This window comes from Acidovorax sp. SUPP2539 (genome assembly GCF_030158975.1).
Taxonomy (GTDB): domain Bacteria; phylum Pseudomonadota; class Gammaproteobacteria; order Burkholderiales; family Burkholderiaceae_C; genus Paracidovorax.
The window spans coordinates 1,360,809-1,378,999 of the sequence record NZ_BQXJ01000001.1 but is presented as its reverse complement, the minus strand read 5'-3'; the positions used below and the strand labels follow the sequence as shown (position 1 = coordinate 1,378,999).

Below are 18,191 nucleotides of genomic sequence, written 5' to 3'. Positions count from 1 at the left end.
GCCAGGAACCGGCCCGACGCGCGGCATGCTGGCTGCGCAGCGGTCCGGGGCCTGCGCTTTTTCAGGCCGCTGCGGCTCCGTCAGGTGGGCGCGGCGCCAGCCCCAGCGCCGCCAGCTCGGGCGACACCCGCTCCCAGGCCACGTCGCACCGGGGCTGCGTGCGCTCGCTCGGCAACGCGGGCGTGCGCAGCGCCCATTGCGCGCCGGCCACCACGCTGTCGATCACCGGCACGCCCACCTCGGGCTGGATCGCGCCGGCCATGCCGGCCAGGCCCGCGCCCCCGAGGATGACGGCCTGCACGCCCATCTGCCGCACCACGTCGCGGCAGGCCTGGGCGAGCAGCGCCCGCGCCGCCGCAGGGTCCGCGGCCAGTTGCGCGCCGGTGGGTGCCACCGTGTGGATGCCCGCCAGCATGGGCGCATGCCCCAGTGCTTGAGCCAGGCGCTGCAGCATCGGGCCCCAGCGCTCACCGCCGGTGACGATGCCAAAGCGCCCTTGCCGCGCCGCCGTGATGAAAGACGCCTCGGCCAGCCCGGTCACCGGCACGGGGCTGCTCTCGCGCAGCGCCATCAGGCCCGGGTCGCCGAAGCAGCCGACCAGCACCGCATCGGGCGCGCTGCCGCCGTCCGCCAGCGCCGCGGCCCAGGCGTCCAGCGCGGCGTGCGAGGCCACCGCGTAGCTGGCCTCGCAGGCGATGTAGGGCGCGCCGAAGCGGGCCGTGGCCGTGCGCACCTGCACGTGCGATCCGGCGGCGGCCTGCACGTGGCGCTGCAGCAAGGCGCTCACGCTGGCCGAGGTGTTGGGGTTGATGACGAGCAGCTGGCGCATGCGTTGCCTTGTTGTCCGGGTGCGCGGCGCGTCAGGCCGCGCGGCCCGCGCCCAGCAGTTGCACCAGGTCCGGCGCCGCGTCCTGCGGGGGCGTGAATTCGAGCTGCGATTCGATGCGCGCCAGGTGGTCGAGCATGCGCCGCGCGGCCTCGTCCGCATCGCGCAGGCGGATCGCGTCGATCAGCGCGCGGTGCTCGCGGCAGCCACAGGCCGTGGCCTCTTCGCGGGCCTGCACATGGCTGGGGCTGTAGGTCATGAGGATGAGCGAGGTGCGCGACACCAGTTCGCGCAGGATGCGCCCCAGCGTCTGGTGGCCGGCCGCCTGCGCGATGTGCAGGTGAAAGTCCCCCGACAGCCGGATCGCCCGGCGCATGTCGCCCGCCTGGCGCGAGGCCTCTTCGTCGGCCACGCTCTGCACCAGCCAGGCCACGTCCTGCGCGGTGGCCGTCTCCACGAAGAGCGACACCAGGCGCGGCTCGATCAGGCGGCGCGCCTCGAACACCTCGCGCGCCTCCTGCACCGTGGGCTGGGCGATGGAGGCGCCGCGGCGCGGCGTGAGGGTGACCACCTGCTCGCCCGCCAGGCGCACCAGCACCGGCCGCACGCGGGTGCGCGACACGCCGAAGGCCATGGCCAGCTTGTCTTCCACCAGCTTGGTGCCGGGTGGAAGGCGATGGTCCAGGATGGCCGAGACCATGCGCTCGTACATGTCGTTGTCGCTCAGCAGGCCGTCGTCGGCATCGGACGCGGGCAGCGCCGCGGTGCGCGGGGACGCGGCACGACGGCGCGGCGCGGCCGCCGCACGGGGGGCGCGGCCGGCGGGTGCGGGAGGCTTCATCGGTGGGCCCCCGCGCGGCGCCCGCGCCCGAGCAGCCACACCAGCGCTAGCGTGAGCCCCATCACCACGAAAGAGACCACCGTGGTCAGCGTGCCCAGCGCGTAGATCGACGGCGTGGTCACGGTCGATGTCAGCCCCTGCAGTTCCAGCGGCAGCGTGTTCACGTCGCCGATGGCCTGCGAAGTGCGGGCGATCTCGTCCCAGCTCAGCGTGAAGCCGAACATGCCGATGCCCACCACCGACGGCGCCACCAGCGGCAGCACCACGTGCGCGAAGCCCTGCCACGGCGTGGCGCCCAGGTCCCGCGCCGCCTCTTCGTAGGCCGGGTTGAAGCGGTTGAACACCGCGAACATGATGAGCAGGCCGAACGGCAGCGTCCACGTGAGGTGCGCGCCCAGGGCCGAGGTGAACAGGCCCAGCGAGGTGCCGAAGCCCTCCAGCGTCTCCTGCAGGCCCAGCCAGCCCAGCACCGCCTTGATGGCGGTATCGATCAGGCGGAACTCCAGCCCGATGCCCAGCGACACGATGATGGACGGCATGATGAGGCTGGCCACCACCACGAAGAACAGCGTGTTGCCGCCTGCCAGCCGCTTGCGAAAGGCCAGGCCCGCCAGCACCGACAGCACCACGGTGCACGCCATCACGGCCAGACCGAGGGCGAGCGAACGCCGCAGCGCCGCGCCGATGTCCACCACGCCCAGCCCCTCGGCCAGTTGGCGGAACCAGTGCAGCGACAGGCCGCGCATCGGAAAGGTCAGCCCGCCTTCGGGGCCCTGGAAGCTCAGCACGAAGATGACCAGCATCGGCCCGTACATGAACAGCACGAACAGAACGAACACCATCGCCAGCAGCCAGAAGCTGAGCGGGCGCGGCTCGCGCAGGCGGGTTTTGTTCATGGAAAGGGCCTCCATGCCATGGGAAAGACGAAGGGGGCGGCGCCTGCGCGGGGCACTGCGCAAAAGGATGTGCGTGCGTGAACGGCCATGGCTCAAAGCTCCTTGCGGATGTCCACCAGCCGCGTGAGGCCGTAGATGATCATCAGCACGACGGCCAGCAGGATCACGGCGTTGGCCGCCGCCAGCGGAAACTGCAGGTACGAGGTCTGCACCTGGATGATCTTGCCCACCGAGGCGATCTGCTGCCCGCCCATCACGCCGATGGTGACGAAGTCGCCCATGACGATGGTGATGACGAAGATCGAGCCGATGATGATCCCGGTGCGCGACAGGGGCACGATCACGTTCCACAGCGTCTGCCAGCCCGAGGCGCCGGAGTCGCTCGCGGCCTCCAGCAGGCTGCGGTCGATGCGCATCATGCTGTTGAAGATGGGCACGATCATGAACATGGTGTACAGGTGCACGAAGGCCAGCACCACGGAAAAATCGGAGAACAGCAGCCACTCGATCGGGGTCTGGATCAGGTGCAGGTCGATCAGCGTCTGGTTCACCAGCCCATTGCGCCCCAGCAGCGGCACCCACGAGATCATGCGGATCACGTTGGAGGTCCAGAATGGGATGGTGCACAGCACGAACAGCAGCGTCTGCATGCCCGGCGAGCGCACGTGGAAGGCCAGGAAGTACGCCACCGCGAAGCCCAGCACCAGCGTGATGCCCCACACCAGCAGGCTGAACTTGAGGGTGGACAGGTAGGTGCGCAGCGTGGTGCACAGGTCGGCCGTGTTGCCGCAGCCCTCGAACACCGACAGGTAGTTCTTGAAGGTGAAGCCGGGCAGCAGCTCGTATTCGTTGAAGTCCCAGAAGCTCACCATCAGGATGAGCCCGAGCGGAACCAGAAAGAACAGCACGAACACCGCGGTGAACGGCGCAGCCTGCCACCAGGCAGCGATGCCGCGGCCGGGCGCGGCGGCCACGGCGGCGGTATGGGAGGTCGAAGGAGGGCTCATGGTGCGGTGGAACGTGCTGAAGGAAAGGGCTTGCGAGACTGGCCGATCGGTGAGCCCGGGCAGCGGGTGCCGCCCGGTTTCATCGGTCAGGCCGCGACGAATTCATTCCATTTCTGGACCATGTAGTTGTTCTCGTCCATCAGCGCGTTCCAGCAGGCGATGCCGCCCATGCGCGACTCGTAGCTGCCGCCGTCGCGCACGCTGCCGGCCTTGGCCAGCAGGTCGCCGTTCGGGCTCTTGATGTCCTGCGCGGCGGGCTTGCCTTCCATCCAGTAGGCCCACTCGTAGGCTTCCATCTTGGCCTTGGCGGTCTCCAGCACGGCGCTGTAGTAGCCCTGGCGGTTGAGATAGGCGCCGGCCCAGCCGTCGAGGAACCAGTTGATGAACTCATACGCGCCGTCCAGCTTCTTGCCCGACAGCGTGGCCGGCAGCCCGAAGCCCGCGGCCCAGGCGCGGTAGCCCTCCTTGAGCGGCTGGAAGTTGCAGGCGATGCCCTTGGTGCGCACCGCCGTCACGGCCGGGCTCCACATGGACTGGATCACCACCTCGCCCGAGGCCATCAGGTTGACCGACTCGTTGAAGTCCTTCCACAGCGCGCGGAACTGGCCGGCGCGCTTGGCTTCGATCAGGGTCTTGATCGTGAGGTCGATCTCCTTCTTGGTCATGTTGCCCTTGTCGGGGTACTTGTACAGGCCCATGGCCTCGACCACCATCGCCGCATCCATGATGCCGATGGAAGGAATGTTCAGGATGGCCGTCTTGCCCTTGAACTCGGGGTTCAGCAGCTCGGCCCAGGAATCGATGGGGCGCTTGATCAGGTCGGGGCGGATGCCCAGCGTGTCGGCGTTGTACACGGTGGGAATCAGGCTCATGAACTGCGTCGGGCTCTTGGCGAACACCTTGCTCTTTTCGCCTTCGAGGTAGATCACCTTCTTGGGCGCGGTGCCCTGCTCGCCCACGGCCTTGCCGCCCACCATGCCGGTGGTGAACAGCGGGGTGATCTTGTCGGCATTCTTGATGCGCTTGGTGTCGATGCCCTTCAGGTTGCCCGTGGGCACGATCTTCTTGAGCGAGAAGTACTCGGTGTCGATCAGGTCGAAGCTGTTGGGCGCGGTGACGGCGCGCTTGGTCACGTCGTCCGTGGTCACGGCCACGTACTGGATCTCGATGCCCGTGTCGGCCTTGAATTTTTCAGCGATGGCCTTGTCCTGGTTCACCGCCGTGCCCAGGTAGCGCAGCACGATCTTCTCCTGCGCATGGATGGCCGGGAACATGCCGGCGGCCAGGATGCCGGCCGTGCCCTTGAGCAGCGAGCGGCGCTGCACGGCGGACGACGGGGCAGCGAGGGATTCGGAAGACGCATCGGACATGGAAAGCTCCTAGGTTGAACGAAGGGACAGGGGGAAAAGGGAAATCTTTTGTCGGCCAGCAGCGGCAGGAACCGTGGCGCCCGGTGGGTTGCGGCCGCCGGCCTGCAGCGCCTCAGGCCGGCACCGCGACGACGGCGCCTGCCGAGGCCGGTGTGGAAGGCGCCTGCAGCGGATGCGCGCGCTCAGGCCGCCAGTGCAGGCGCACCGCATCGCCCACCTGGTAAGGCCGGGCGGCATAGGCGTCTTCGGACACCATCACGGAATACGCGGCGGTGGTGCTGGACGACACCACGGCGCCTTCGTCCTGCAGGCCCAGCAGCACGTAGGTGCCCTGGTACTCCACATCGGTCACCACCGCGCCGATGTGGCTCGACCCGGCCGGCAGCGCCTCGCCCACTGCGGCGATCTGGAGGTGGTCGGTGCGCACGCCCACTGGGCCGGACGGCGTGGCGATCACGTTGTGCCCGCCCATGAAGCGCGCCACGAATTCGCTCGCGGGCCGGTTGTAGACCGTGTGCGGCGAGCCCACCTGCTCGATGCGGCCATGGTTCATCACCACCATCGTGTCGGCCAGGGCCATGGCCTCTTCCTGCGAATGGGTCACGTGGATGAAGGTCAGCCCCAGCTCCTTTTGCCAGCGCCGCAGCTCGGCGCGCATCTGGATGCGCAGGAACGGGTCGAGCGCGGACAGCGGCTCGTCCAGCAGCAGCACGCGCGGCTCGGTGATGAGGGCGCGCGCCAGCGCCACGCGCTGCTGCTGCCCACCCGACAGCTCCGCCGGCTTGCGGTCGGCCAAGTGCCCCATCGCCACGCGCTCCAGCAGCGCCCGCGCGCGCGCCTGCCGCTCGGCCTTGCCCACGCCCTTCATCTTGAGACTGAACGCCACGTTGTCCAGCGCGGACAGGTGGGGAAACAGCGCGAAGCTCTGGAACATCATCGCCGTGCCCCGCTCGGCCGCCGGCAGATCGGTGATGTTGCGGTTTTCCAGCAGCACATCGCCACTGGTCACCGACTCGTGCCCCGCGATCATGCGTAGGGTGGTGCTCTTGCCACAGCCCGAAGGCCCCAGCAGGCAGCAGTAGCTGCCGCTGGCAATGCGCAGATCGATGCCATCGACGGCAGGCTTGCCCTGCGCGTAGCGCTTGGTCAGCGCAACGATTTCGATGGCGGCGGGGGCCGAGGTGTGGGAGGTGGCATCCATGCCGGGGCATCACGCAAACGCCATGCCAGCCTGGAATACGGTTTTTGCACCGTTTTGTATACAAAAACCGCACGTTCGGGAGATCAGCGCACCGGGCTGGCGATTGGAAGCACCAGCGTAGCCACCTGCCAGCCGGTTACGTGATTTTCATGCAAATAAAGTAAGAGAGCGTTGCAAACGGTGGTTTCGCGGAACAGCACTTTTAAGATGCGCCGCTCGGAGCCGCTGAGCCCGTTCGTTCGCAACGACGAACAGAAGAAGACAACGCCATCAGGGAGAAAAAATGACAAACGCATGGGAAGACACCGCACCTCGTGCCAACCGGCCGATGGCCAGACATGCACAGGGAAAAGCCCCCTGGCTGCGATGGCAGCGCACTTTCGTCGAGGCCACCACACCAATGCCTCGTGCTGGCAGAGCGTCCACGTCCCTCAGACACCTGATCGCTGCGCCCCCAATCGTCTTCCCATGAAATCCCACACCTCTTCACTCTCCACCCACCGCGCGGCCTTCCGCCAGCCCCGCTTTTGGCAGACCTGGCCGCGATGGGCCTTGCTGCTTCTTGCGGGCATGCCGATGGCCCTGCTGGCCGGCTCCCTGCTCTCTTCCCGCGCTTTCAACACCGCAGAACTCATGCACACCGATGTGTGCGGCGGGAGTGACTACAGCCTGGAGTTCTACGACTACAGCGACGGCGCGGGCTACGTGAAACTGGTGGACCAGGCCGGGCGGTCGTATGGGCGCGCCGAGCATTCGGACGCCGACGCGCTTCGCCCGGTGTGGGCCGACGATTGCCTGTCGGTCACGGTCAGCACGGACCGGCGCCGCGTGCGCCTGGAGGTCAAGCCCTGAACGGCTCCCTGGCCTGTGTGCCCCAACGCGTTCACGCTGGGGGCGGGCGCCCCGCCGCTCACTCTCCCTGGGTGCGTGCGGCAGGCAGCCGGCTGAACGCCAGGCGCCAGTTCGGGCGACCTCCGCTGAGCCGCTCCGCCAGAGCGGCGCACTCGGGGTCGTAGGCGGCGGCCAGGAACAGCAGCGGCAGTGCGTCGCGCGGCTCGTACAGGCTGCCGACCACGTGGCCCCGCTCGCCATTGTCCGAGCGCGCCTTGTCGAAGCGCACGTCGCTGCCCACGAATTCGGCATGCGTCTTCTCGCCCTTCAGGTATGGCATCACCCACGCCACGCTGTGGGCGATGGAGGCGCCGTTCGCCGCCTTCCAGTGGTAGAAATCCTCGCCCTGCTCCGCGAAGGCCAGCGCCAGCGTAACCAGCGGGCGCAGGTCGTACACGTGGTAGGACAGCGCATCGCGCTCCTGGAAATCGACGCTTTCGCCGCTGGCAAGCAGGTTGTCGTTGATCTGCGCACGCAGGCCGTCCCGGGCGTAGGCGATCAGCCGTGCGTCGCCGAGTGCGAAGCCGATGAGGCCGACGATCTTCAGGCGATGGCTGTGCCAGTTGTTGGTGGCGGTTTTCTTCTTCATCTCCCGCGACCCCATCTCGGCTTCGGCGATGCGGCGCATCCAGCCATCGACCGATTCGCGTGTGGAAGCGCCCAGGTCGGCCCGCACCAGCCGATAACCGAAGATGGCGGGCTCCAGGCCGGTTTCATCGATGGGTTGGCCGGTCGGGCGGTTGACCTGTGCCCAGCGCAGCAGGTAGTCGCCCGCCTTCGCCGCATGGCGCGGGTCGTGGTCGAGCCGGTAGGTGATGGCCAGCGCCTGGATCTTGTCCATGTCCTGCAGGCCCGCTTCGGTCTGGGCCTTGAGCGGGTCGCCCCGCAACCGGCCGCCAGTGGTCAGCCCGGCCACAGGCCGGGGCTCGCTCTTCATCGCGTCTTCGGCGATGCGCCGCTGGGCGGCCATGGCAGTGCGCCATGCGGGGACTGTGGCCGATTGTTCTCGCGCCTGATCCCATTGCCGCAGCGTGGGCCACAGCGTCTGTGCCTGCGCCAGGCAAGCGCCAGACAGCGCCATCCAGGCCAGAGCCGCCAGGACGGCCTTGCGCCCGCTGCGGGGAGAAGGCACCGCGTGCCGCACTTTCCATAGAACCATTGGCATTGATCTTCCCTGGTGGATGGCGCCGCACTGCACTGCGCAACCGGTGGGCTGCCGTGCAGAACGCACCCGGTGAACGGAGGAGGCCACCACCGGCGCGATGGCCCAGAAAGCCGGAGGACAGGGCAGTCGCCAAGCGAATCCGGTGCACCGGCAACGGCACCGAACCATGATGGCGTGCGGCCGCATCGCCCGTGCTTCCAACGGTTTCAGCCTGGGGCGCACCCATTCATCGGCATCCGCGCACGCACGCCTCGCACGCGCATTCCGCCTGGAAGCATGTCCCTATCGAGATTGAAACACCTATTTACATAAACACTGGCGAAAGATAGTCTGGCGCCGATTTCTACTGTCTCGGGCCGCACATGGGCACATGGTCGCCCCTTCGGCCCCACCGCCATCACCCAGGAAAACGACCTGTGAACCACTCCAGAACCATCCGCCTCTCCCTGCTGAATGCCGCCCTCGCTACCGCGTGCCTGGTCCATGCCCCCCTGGCCCAGGCCGCAGACGTACGGATCACCGTGCCCTCGGCAGGCGGCTTCGTGGTGCGCAGCGCCAATGGGACGCAAGAGGGACTGCGCGTGCAGGATGGCGGCGGCGTCTTCCTGCCCACCCTCTCCACACGGACGCCCGTGGCCACGGTGCTGTGCTTTGAAACCACCACGGGCGCGCTGGGGCCCTGTGCAGCAGGCGTGGCCGCAGGCCCGGCCGGCGCGACAGGCGCGACAGGCGCCACAGGCACCGCAGGCCCGACCGGCGCTACAGGGGCGACCGGTGCCGCAGGCGCCACCGGCGCCGCAGGCTCCACGGGTGCCACAGGCGCCACGGGTGCCACGGGTGCCACGGGTGCCACCGGCACGGCGGGTGCCACCGGTGCCACAGGACCTGCGGGCACCGCCGGCGTTGCCGGCGCCACGGGAGCGACCGGTGCCGCAGGGCCAACAGGCGCCGCCGGTGCGACGGGAGCGACCGGGTCGACAGGTGCCACGGGCGAGGGGTATGCCAACGGCACGGCCGGCGGGCAGATCACCGTGACGTCATCGTCCGCGCCTTTCAGCCCGCAGGCGCCCGTCACGCTGACGGGAGACGCGAGCCTGAGCAGTGCCGGCGCGCTCACCATCGCGGACGGCGCCATCACCGGCAACAAGATCGCCAACCTCACCGTGGCCAACTCCAACATTGCCGTGAATGCCATCACCACCAGCAAGGTGGCGAATGGCACCGTCACCACCAGCAAGATGGCCGACCAGGCGATTTCCACGCTCAAGCTGCTGGACTCGGCGGTGACCAACGTCAAGCTGGCCGACGATGCGGTGAGCGTGTCCAAATTGCAGGGGGGTGCCTCCGCCGCAGCCCGAACCTACCTGCGCTCGGACGGCGTTTGGGTGCAGCCCGGACAGCTCGTACAGGGCGGCACCCTGACATCGGGCTCCACCGTGCCCAGCACCCCGACCGGAGGGGTGTACTACGCGGCCCAGGGCGGCAGCACGCTGAACCTGCCCCCCGCGAACGTGGCGGGGCAGACGCTCACCATCATCACCCTCGATCCACAGAACGGCGCGTCGGTCATCCTGCAGGCCTCGGGCGCGGACACCATCGTGAATGCGAGCTTCAGCGGCAACGGCATCGGCAGCACCTTGCAGGGCGCCTTCAAATACTTCCTGCTGAGCGACGGCAACGGGCGGTGGTTCGTGAACTGAAGCGTTCCGGCCGCAAGATGGCGGCGACTTGCCATCGCCGCCCGGTTCACGCCTTCGCTCCGGCCCCCCGCGGCCCCACCGCTGACATTCCGATCCCCAGCACCGCCAGCGCACCCGTCAGCCCCACGATGGCCGGCCACCCGCCGTGCTGCCAGAACCATCCGCCCACCGATCCAACCACGCTCGAACCCATGTAGTAGAACCAGAGGTAGAGCGATGCCGCGTGCCCCTTGGTCAGCCCGGCCAGCGGGCCGATGGATGAACTGGCGATCGAGTGGCCGATGAAGAAGCCGGTGGTCACCAGCGCGATGCCCGCGAACACGCCCCACAGCGACGGCGACAGGGTGAGCAGCGTGCCGCCCAGCATGAACGCGAAGCCCGCGGCGAGCAGCCCGCGCCGCCCCAAACGGTCCGCCAACCGGCCCGCCACGGATGAGGACACGATGCCGAAGCCGAACACCAGGAACATCAGGCTGATCTGCGTCTGGCTGAGGCCGTAGGGTGCGCCGGACAGGCGGAACGTGGCGTAGTTGAACAGTGTCACGAAGATGCTCGTCAGCAGAAAACCGATGGCGAACAGCCGCAGCAGCCCGCGGTGGCGCAGGTGGCCGCCCCAGGCCCGAAGGTGGTAGCGGATCTGCAGCCCGGGCTGGGGCGTGAAGTGGCGCGACCGCGGCAGCAGCACCAGAAAGCCGATGGCCGACAGCAGGCACAGCGCGCCCAGGCAGCCCAGCGCGGCGCGCCAACTCACCCATTCGGTGAGCACGCCCATGCCCACGCGCCCCATCATTCCGCCGAACGCGGTGCCCGCCACATACAGGCCCATGGTGTGCGCCAGATGGCGCGGGTCGATCTCCTCGGCCAGGTAGGCCATGGCCACGGCCGGCACGCCGCCCAGCACCAACCCTTCGAGCGCGCGGGCCACCAGCAGGCCGTGCCAACTGGGCACGATGGCCGCGGCGATGTTCAGCAGCGAGGCCAGCGCCATCGAGGCGAACATCAACCCGCGCCGCCCCAGCGCTTGCGAGAACGCCCCGGCGAGCACGATCGCCACGGCCAGCAGGCCGGTGGTCAGCGACAGCGGCAAGGCGCTCTGCGCGGGGCTGATGCCGAACGATCGGGCAAACGCCGGCAGCAGCGGCTGCACGCAGTAGATGAGCGAAAAGCTGGCGAAACCTGCCAGGAACAGCGCCGCGGCGGCACGCCGGTAATCCGCGGAGCCGCGCGCGATCCAGCCCGAAGCGGACGTGCCCGGCGGCGTGGATCGGGCTGCGGGCGGTTCGGCCAGGGGCATGGCGGAAGGCGGGGCGAGGTCTGGAGAGGCGGTCAACGAAGGCATGGGTCGAACGATGGACGGCAGAGCAAGGCGGCAAGGGAAAGGCGCTGCGTCGAAAGGCAGCCAGCGCTGGAATCTAGGCGCTTCCCTCATATATGTCCAATATATGATTCATCTCATCACCATACCTATTTCAGATACCCGATGGAACTGCGACACATCCGCTACTTCATCGCCGTGGCCGAGGAAGGCAACTTCACCCGGGCCGCGGCGCGCCTGGGCATCGCGCAGCCGCCGCTGAGCCTGCAGATCAAGGACCTGGAAGCCGAGGTGGGCGTGCCGCTGCTCCACCGCGTGCCGCACGGCGCGCAGCTCACCGACGCGGGCCGCGCTTTCCTGGAAGGCGTGGGCGGCCTGCCGGCGCGCACCTTCGACGCCGTGCGGGCGGCGCAGCGGGCGGCGCGCGGCGAGGCGGGCGTGCTGCACCTGGGCTTCACCGGCTCGTCCGCGCTCAATCCCGTGGTCGTGCAGGCCATCCGCTCGTACCGCCGCGGGTTCGCGCAGGTGGAGCTCAGGATCGACGAGGGCAACTCCCTCACCCTGGTGGAGCGGCTGCGCGACGGGCGGCTGGACATCGCCATCCTGCGCCCGGACGGCCTGGACGCCAAGGGCCTGCACTTTCACCGCTATCCGGACGAGCCGCTGATCGTGGCGCTGCCGGCCAGCCACGCCGCCTCGCGCAAGGGCCCGCGCATCGATCTGCTGAAGTTGCGCGGCGAGCCCTTCATCCTCACGCCCCGGCCGCTCGGCCCCAGCCTGTTCGATGCCTCGGTGGCGGCCTGCCGCGCGGCGGGCTTCGAGCCGCAGCTGGGCCCCACGGCGCCGCAGATCGTGTCGATCCTCGCGCTGGTCGCCGCCGAGCTGGGCGTGGCGCTGGTGCCCGCCTCCATGCGGCACCTGGCCTTCAAGGGGGTGGCCTACCGGTCGCTCAGCAGCCAGTCGGCCCTGGTGAGCCTGGCCGTCGCCCACCGCGAGGGCGACCGTTCGCCCTTCGTGCAGAACTTCGTCGCGCTGGCCCGGCCCGCAGCCCGGTAGGCCCGAGCACGCTTTCCGGCACGCGCGCCGCCCGGGTCACACCTTGCCGGCGACCCCCGCCGATTCGAAGCTCGCCATCTCGCGCAGCACGGCGCAGGCCGATTGCAGCAGCGGCCAGGCCAGCGCAGCGCCCGAGCCCTCGCCCAGCCGCAGGCCCATGTCCAGCAGCGGCTCGGCCTGCAGTTCGCCCAGCAGCAGCGTGTGGCCCCGCTCGCCCGATCGGTGGGCGAACACGCAGCGCTCCAGCACGGCGGGCGCCAGGCGGCTGGCCACCAGCACGGCCGCGCTGGTGATGAAGCCGTCCACCACGATCACCCGGCGCTCGCTGGCGGCCTGCAACACCGCGCCCACCAGGGTGGCCACCTCCAGCCCGCCCAGCGCGGCCAGTGCCTGCAAAGGCTCGGTGGCATCGGCATTGGCCTCCAGCGCCTGCTGCAGCACCGCGCGCTTGCGCGCCACGCCCTCGGCATCCAGGCCGGTGCCCGCGCCCGTGCAATCGCCGATCGGCAGGCCGCACAGGCGCGACAGCAGCAGCGAGGCGACCGACGTGTTGCCGATGCCCATTTCACCCAGCAACAGCGCGTTGCCAGGCAGGCCGCGCACGATCTCGCACCCGTTGGCAACCGCCTGGGCGCACTGGCCCACGGTCATCGCCGGGCCCACCGATGCATCGGCCGTACCGGATGCCACGCGGCAGTGGCTGAGCAGGCGGGGCTGGCCCGTCGCGCTGTCGCGCGGCGCAATGGCGCGCGCCACGCCGCAGTCGGCCACGGTCAGGTCCAGTCCGTGCTGGCGCGCCAGCACGCTCACCGCCGCGCCGCCGGACAGGAAGTTCTCCACCATCTGCCAGGTCACATCGCTCGGAAAGGCCGATACGCCGCGTGCCGCCAGGCCATGGTCGGCCGCGCACACCAGCATCTGCGGCTGGCGCAGCTCGGGCACCTCGGTGCCCAGGGTGCGGCCGATGCGCAGCGCCAGCGACTCCAGCCGGCCCAGGGCGCCCAGCGGCTTGGTCTTGTGGTCCAGCAGGTGCTGCAGGCGCGCGGCCAGGGCTTCGTCGGACAACGGGGCGACGGCGGGCAACGGCAGGTCAACGGCGAGGGTCATCGGTCATTCACTCCACGAAAACGGTGGGAAAAACAAAACAGGAAAGGCACCCGCGCCGCACGCCGTGGCCGGCGCTGCGCACCGGGTCATGCTCGGCCCCGGTGGGCCTGCAGCCACTGCGGGCTGAACCACGTGTCGATGCCGCCGGCCAGCCGGTCGAACACGGCGTCGAGCGTGGGTGCGTCGGTCCCGAAGAGCGCGCGCAGGATGCCCGCGTCCTCGAACAGGCCATGCAGGTACAGCCCCAGCACGTTGCCACGCGCGTTCTGCCATGCCAGGCCCGGGATCACGGCATGCGCCACGTCGCCCGCCGCGGCCATCGCCGGGTGCTGCGCGGTCTGGCCATGGTGGATCTCGTAGCCCTGCACCGCCGTGCCGGCCAACGCCTGCCAGGCGCCGTGCGCGGCGCCGAACGCGGTGCGGGTGTGGCGCACGGTCTTGGCGGGCTCGAAGGCCGTCACCAGCGGCAGCAGGCCCAGGCCCGCCGCGTTGCCGTCCACGCCGTGCGTGTCGATGAGGGCCTCGCCCAGCATCTGCAGGCCGCCGCAGATGCCCAGCACCCGCCCGCCCCGCGCCGCATGCGCGGCCACGGCGGCGTCCAGCCCCTGCGCGCGCAGCCAGGCCAGGTCGGCCGCCGTGGCCTTGGAGCCGGGCAGCACGATCCAGTCGGCCCCCGCCACGTCGGCCGGGCTGCGGGCCCACAGCAGCCGCACGCCGGGCACGGCCTTCAGGGGCTGGAATTCGTCGAGGTTGCTGATGCGCGGGTAGGCCAGCACGGCGATGGTCGTGTGCACCACGCCGCTGGCGCGCGCGGCATCGTCGAACACCCCGTCTTCCTCGGGCAGGCCGTGGTGCCACTGCATGGGGATGGTGGCCACGGTGGGCACGCCGGTCATCTGCTGCAGCATCTCGGGCGCAGGCGCCAGCAACGCCGCATCGCCCCGGAACTTGTTGAGCACGAAGCCCTGGATCAGCGCCCTTTCGTCCTCCGGCACCAGGGCCCAGGTGCCGTACAGGTGGGCGAAGGCGCCGCCCCGGTCGATGTCGGTGACGAGCAGGCAACTCGCGCCCGCATGCCGCGCCACGCGCAGGTTGACCACGTCGCTCGCTTGCAGGTTGATCTCGGCCGGCGAGCCCGCGCCTTCGATCACCACCACGTCGTTCTCGGCGCGCAGCGCATCGAGCGCGGCGGCGATCTGCGGCCACACCCGCGCACTGCGGCCGCGCCAGGGCAATGCAGACAGTTCCTCGCTCACCTGCCCCATCAGCACCACCTGGCTGCGGGTGTCGGCCTCGGGTTTGAGCAGCAGCGGGTTCATGCGCACATCGGGCTCGGCCCGCGCCGCCAGGGCCTGGAAATACTGCGCGCTGCCGATCTCGCCGTGGCCGCCACCCGGCCCGGCGACCACGCGCGCGTTGTTGCTCATGTTCTGCGCCTTGAACGGCGCCACCTTCAGGCCCTGGTTGCTGTACCAGCGGCACAGGGCCGTGGCCAGCCAGCTCTTGCCGGCGCCACTGGTCGTGCCCAGCACCATGACGCAGCGCGCCGCCATGTCAGCGCCCGGCCCGTGCGCTGCGGCCACAGCGGCGGCAGAACAGCGGACACGGAAAAAGCGGAACGGTGGGGCGAGGAGCAGCGAAGGCGAAAGGGGCGGAATGCACGGCGCAGTTCGATTGGCGAAGGAGCCGTATTGTCCCCCGACCCGCATGCCCGGCTCGCGGCCAGCATGGCCCGAACCGCGTTGCACGTTCTTGCGGTTCAATAGCGGCTTCGTTTCCACCGACAGGCCCTGCCCACCTGCGCGCTCCTGCAGCGGGCGGGCCGCTTCCACCCGCGAGACAACCCATGATTTCCGATTCCATCACCGGCCCCTTCGACGTCAAAACCGCGACCCACTCACTGAGCGACACAGCGAGCGCCAGCGGCCTTCTCCGCATGTCCCTCGACAAGCGCTTCCACGGAAGCCTGGACGCCACGAGCACGGGCGAGATGCTGGCCTTTCGCAGCGCCACCCCAGGATCGGCCGGCTACGTCGCGATGGAAACCGTGCATGGCAGCCTGGCAGGACGCCACGGCAGCTTCGTGCTGCAGCACAGCTCGACCATGGTGCGCGGCGTGCCAGAGCAGCGCATCGCAGTGGTGCCTGATTCGGGCACCGACGCGCTCACCGGCCTGGAAGGTCGCATGACCATCGACGTCGCCGCCGACGGGGCGCACGCCTACCGGTTCGACTTCACATTACCGGGCAGCGCCGGCTGAGGCGGGGTGCGGCGCCTTCACCCCATCAACCCATCGCACGCAACGGCCGGACCATGCGGTCCATGATGTGCTCCAGCGCCGCGCCCGCATCGGTGCAGCGCCCGGTGTGCACCGGCGAGGTCTGGATGATCCCGCTGCGCCGCGCGGTCAGCCAGTGAAAGCGCGAGCGGTAAGGCATCTGCGCGATGGGCCCGCAGCCCGTGTCGCCCGCGCAGATGGCGACGATGGCCGCCAGGTGCCGGCGCACCGTGTCCAGGTCGGCCGCGGGGTCCAGGGCCAGCAGCCGCGCCTCGTCCAGTGCCATGGTGGCCTGCAGGAAACCCGTGCGCTGGCACGACAGGATGGCGCCGGCATTGATGAATTCTTCGCGCTCCACGCGCGGCACCACGCGCACGATGGCGTAGTCGTACACATCAGCCGCGTGCATCGATCGCTCCTTTCAGCCAGGCGCCGCGCCCGGCCAGCCGCGCGGCGAAATAATCCGCGTAGGCCTGCCGGTGGGTGCCGGGCGCGGTCAACGGGCCTTCGGCGTGGTCGGCACCGGCCAGTTGCAAAAATTCATCGGGCACCTCGGACAGCACGCCCTGCAGCACGGCGGGCGTGAGGCGCGCGGCCAGTTCCGCATCCACCTGCGCCAGCGCGGTGGCGCGGTGCAGCAGCACGTGGTCGGCAATGGGGGCGAAGGGCTTGGCGGGCACGGCCACAGTGCCGTTCCAGGCATGGTGGAAGGTCAGCGCCGCGCCATGGTCAATCAGCCACGGGTTGCGGTGCCACACCAGCAGGTTGGTGTTGCGCGCCGTGCGATCCACGTTGCCCACCAGCGCGTCGAACCAGACCAGCCGCGAGGCGAAGTCGTCCGAGACCGCATCCACCGCCGGGTCGAAGTTCGCGGCGCCCGAGAGGTAGTCCAGCCCCACGTTGAGGCCGCCGCTGGCACGGATCAGGTCCTGGATCTCGGGGTCCGGCTCGGTCTGCGCCAGAGCCACGTCCAATTGGGCAAGCACGATCTCGGGAACGGGCAGGCCCAGCGCGCGGGCGATGCCCCCGGCGATCATCTCGGCGAGCAGGGCCCGCACGCCCTGCCCCGCGCCACGGAACTTGAGCACATACAGGCCCAGGTCGTCGCCCTCGACGACGGCGGGCATGGAGCCGCCCTCACGCAGGGGCGTGACGTAGCGGCTGACGGTGATGGTGCGCATGGCGGGGCGGCCTCCTTGGAGCGATCGCGGGTGAGGCGGGGATGGTAGCGGCAGTCAGCCCGGCGACGGCGCGCACGTGCATTCGCACGCAGACAAGTCAGGCGCTTTGACCGGAGCGCCAGCTTCGCGGCCGGTTGCACAGCACGGTGAACCCCGCGAGCGATCAGGCTTCCAGATCGGCCGGCCAGCGAAAGTAAGGCGCGTGGGGTCCGCGCTCCACATGGACAGCGCCAATGTCGGTGGCCTTGCCAGTCAGGCGAAAGTCTCCGGATTCGAGCGCTTCCAGATAACCGGCACGGTGCAGACGGGCGATGGCGTCGGCCGTTCGCACACCCCATTTGCGCGCAAGACGGAAGGTCGGCAGCGTCTCATCTTTCTCGCTTTTTTCAGTTTTCTCGGCCTGGGCAAAGGGTTGCACGGAAACTTTCTTGGCTTCGGCAACCGCTTGCAGATAGACAGGGGCTGCAGCCTCGGGAATGCTTGCAGAAACTGGCTCCAGAGGTACGCGGTAGGCTGCCACGGGTTCCCGCACGGCAGGCGCAGGCGCCGTCGAAGACACGGCGGGCAAGGCCGCATAGTTGCTCGGCGGCACCGAAGCAGCGCTCTTCGGAAAAGGCACTTTGGGCAGGCCGAATTTTGCGGCCCAGTCGAATGCAATGGGCCGGTGCAGTTTCGCAATCGATTGGGCAAATAGCTCCAGGGTCTCGGGCGCCACCACACGGCACACGGAAAGCGTGGAGGCCCATCCAGACTCCTTATCCATTCGGCGGTCAATGGTGGAACGCAACTGATCGTTCTTCATGACCGTCTCCAGCCCAGCAAAGGGCGTACGCGGACGCGTGATGCGCGCGCCCTGGCTGATCAGGACAGCGCTCTCGAATCGAGGCATGAGCGTAAAACCCAGGCGTTTGGGCACGGTAATCACGGCGTCCTTGAGGAGAGATTGCAGCACCAGGATGTGACGGCGGTTCTGCTCGATGGGCGACGCGATGCCGCGAGCATTCCCGCCAAAAAACGCGGTGAATTCACCCATCTCGTTCATGGCCACGCCTTGGCTGAAGCTCTTGGATTCGCAAACCCATATCTCCATGAACCGATTGATGAGCAGGTGGTCGATCTGCGCGACTCGGTCTGCATGTTCGATGCGCAAGTCATGGATGACAGCCCAATTTTTAGACGACTTGTGGTGAAAGTCGATCTCGTAGGCAGCGTCCTTTTCCGCCTTTTCGCCGGCCCGGATCATGCGAATTTCCCATTCGATGTTGGCTTTGGCTTGCACCGTTGCCTGCGGGTGGCGCATCAGCGCCTCCAGCGCTTCGATGTCCTCTTTCCGGTCTTGTGCACTCTTGATCAGCAT

At 69.0% G+C, this 18,191-nt stretch carries 18 protein-coding genes; 4 read left to right on the top strand and 14 right to left on the bottom strand.

What is annotated here, in order from left to right; translation table 11 throughout:
• Positions 1 to 61 precede the first annotated feature (61 nt).
• The 7 genes from AVTE2539_RS06285 to AVTE2539_RS06255 form a co-directional block, all read right to left on the bottom strand.
• A complete protein-coding gene (locus AVTE2539_RS06285; RefSeq protein WP_284408966.1) occupies positions 62 to 829 on the bottom strand; it encodes an aspartate/glutamate racemase family protein in 768 nt (255 codons plus the stop codon).
• Positions 830 to 860: 31 nt separating this feature from the next.
• Positions 861 to 1,667: a GntR family transcriptional regulator gene (locus tag AVTE2539_RS06280; protein WP_502868871.1), complete on the bottom strand. Its 807-nt coding sequence runs from the start codon at positions 1,665 to 1,667 to the stop codon at positions 861 to 863.
• Entirely contained in the window at positions 1,664 to 2,563 is a 900-nt protein-coding gene (locus tag AVTE2539_RS06275; protein ID WP_284408964.1) for an ABC transporter permease, read from the bottom strand. The genes AVTE2539_RS06280 and AVTE2539_RS06275 overlap by 4 nt, the downstream gene beginning before the upstream one ends.
• 92 nt (positions 2,564 to 2,655) lie before the next feature.
• Positions 2,656 to 3,570, bottom strand: a complete 915-nt coding sequence (locus AVTE2539_RS06270; RefSeq protein ID WP_272548276.1) for an ABC transporter permease — start codon at positions 3,568 to 3,570, stop codon at positions 2,656 to 2,658.
• 86 nt (positions 3,571 to 3,656) lie between these two features.
• Complete coding sequence (locus AVTE2539_RS06265) at positions 3,657 to 4,940, bottom strand: ABC transporter substrate-binding protein (RefSeq protein ID WP_272564121.1); 1,284 nt, start codon at positions 4,938 to 4,940, stop codon at positions 3,657 to 3,659.
• A 112-nt stretch (positions 4,941 to 5,052) separates the two neighbouring features.
• A complete protein-coding gene (locus AVTE2539_RS06260; protein WP_284408961.1) occupies positions 5,053 to 6,141 on the bottom strand; it encodes an ABC transporter ATP-binding protein in 1,089 nt (362 codons plus the stop codon).
• An 83-nt stretch (positions 6,142 to 6,224) separates the two neighbouring features.
• Positions 6,225 to 6,437 carry a hypothetical protein gene (locus AVTE2539_RS06255; RefSeq protein WP_284408959.1) on the bottom strand — a complete coding sequence of 71 codons (213 nt, stop codon included), beginning with the start codon at positions 6,435 to 6,437 and terminating at the stop codon, positions 6,225 to 6,227.
• A gap of 172 nt (positions 6,438 to 6,609) precedes the next feature.
• On the opposite strand from AVTE2539_RS06255, the gene AVTE2539_RS06250 reads away from it, so the two are divergent.
• Positions 6,610 to 6,993 carry a hypothetical protein gene (locus AVTE2539_RS06250; RefSeq protein ID WP_284408957.1) on the top strand — a complete coding sequence of 128 codons (384 nt, stop codon included), beginning with the start codon at positions 6,610 to 6,612 and terminating at the stop codon, positions 6,991 to 6,993.
• 58 nt (positions 6,994 to 7,051) lie between these two features.
• Here AVTE2539_RS06250 and AVTE2539_RS06245 read toward each other — a convergent pair whose 3' ends face one another.
• On the bottom strand, positions 7,052 to 8,197 hold the full coding sequence (locus tag AVTE2539_RS06245; protein WP_284408955.1) for an alginate lyase family protein: 1,146 nt from the start codon (positions 8,195 to 8,197) through the stop codon (positions 7,052 to 7,054).
• A gap of 416 nt (positions 8,198 to 8,613) precedes the next feature.
• On the opposite strand from AVTE2539_RS06245, the gene AVTE2539_RS06240 reads away from it, so the two are divergent.
• Positions 8,614 to 9,897 (top strand): hypothetical protein, encoded by a 1,284-nt coding sequence (locus AVTE2539_RS06240; protein WP_284408953.1) that lies wholly within the window; start codon positions 8,614 to 8,616, stop codon positions 9,895 to 9,897.
• Between the two features lie 46 nt (positions 9,898 to 9,943).
• Here AVTE2539_RS06240 and AVTE2539_RS06235 read toward each other — a convergent pair whose 3' ends face one another.
• The gene (locus tag AVTE2539_RS06235; protein WP_502868890.1) at positions 9,944 to 11,191 is read right to left on the bottom strand and encodes an MFS transporter; all 1,248 of its coding nucleotides are present in this window, start codon (positions 11,189 to 11,191) and stop codon (positions 9,944 to 9,946) included.
• A 186-nt stretch (positions 11,192 to 11,377) separates the two neighbouring features.
• On the opposite strand from AVTE2539_RS06235, the gene AVTE2539_RS06230 reads away from it, so the two are divergent.
• Positions 11,378 to 12,268 carry a LysR family transcriptional regulator gene (locus AVTE2539_RS06230; RefSeq protein ID WP_284408949.1) on the top strand — a complete coding sequence of 297 codons (891 nt, stop codon included), beginning with the start codon at positions 11,378 to 11,380 and terminating at the stop codon, positions 12,266 to 12,268.
• Between the two features lie 36 nt (positions 12,269 to 12,304).
• Here the strand turns inward: AVTE2539_RS06230 and cobT are convergent, their stop codons facing one another.
• Together cobT and AVTE2539_RS06220 are read right to left on the bottom strand one after the other, a co-directional pair.
• Entirely contained in the window at positions 12,305 to 13,375 is a 1,071-nt protein-coding gene (gene cobT, locus AVTE2539_RS06225) for a nicotinate-nucleotide--dimethylbenzimidazole phosphoribosyltransferase (protein ID WP_284408947.1), read from the bottom strand.
• 86 nt (positions 13,376 to 13,461) lie between these two features.
• The gene (locus AVTE2539_RS06220) at positions 13,462 to 14,928 is read right to left on the bottom strand and encodes a cobyric acid synthase (protein WP_284409455.1); all 1,467 of its coding nucleotides are present in this window, start codon (positions 14,926 to 14,928) and stop codon (positions 13,462 to 13,464) included.
• A gap of 293 nt (positions 14,929 to 15,221) precedes the next feature.
• Here AVTE2539_RS06220 and AVTE2539_RS06215 point away from each other — a divergent pair, with 293 nt between their 5' ends.
• Entirely contained in the window at positions 15,222 to 15,635 is a 414-nt protein-coding gene (locus AVTE2539_RS06215) for a DUF3224 domain-containing protein (RefSeq protein ID WP_284408945.1), read from the top strand.
• Between the two features lie 25 nt (positions 15,636 to 15,660).
• Here the strand turns inward: AVTE2539_RS06215 and AVTE2539_RS06210 are convergent, their stop codons facing one another.
• The 3 genes from AVTE2539_RS06210 to AVTE2539_RS06200 form a co-directional block, all read right to left on the bottom strand.
• Positions 15,661 to 16,062 (bottom strand): DUF3037 domain-containing protein, encoded by a 402-nt coding sequence (locus tag AVTE2539_RS06210; RefSeq protein WP_284408943.1) that lies wholly within the window; start codon positions 16,060 to 16,062, stop codon positions 15,661 to 15,663.
• Positions 16,049 to 16,834, bottom strand: coding sequence for a HipA family kinase (locus AVTE2539_RS06205; protein WP_284408942.1), 786 nt, complete (start codon positions 16,832 to 16,834; stop codon positions 16,049 to 16,051). Before AVTE2539_RS06205 ends, AVTE2539_RS06210 begins: the two co-directional genes overlap by 14 nt.
• Before the next feature lie 163 nt (positions 16,835 to 16,997).
• Positions 16,998 to 18,191, bottom strand: a complete 1,194-nt coding sequence (locus AVTE2539_RS06200) for a nuclease-related domain-containing protein (protein WP_284408940.1) — start codon at positions 18,189 to 18,191, stop codon at positions 16,998 to 17,000.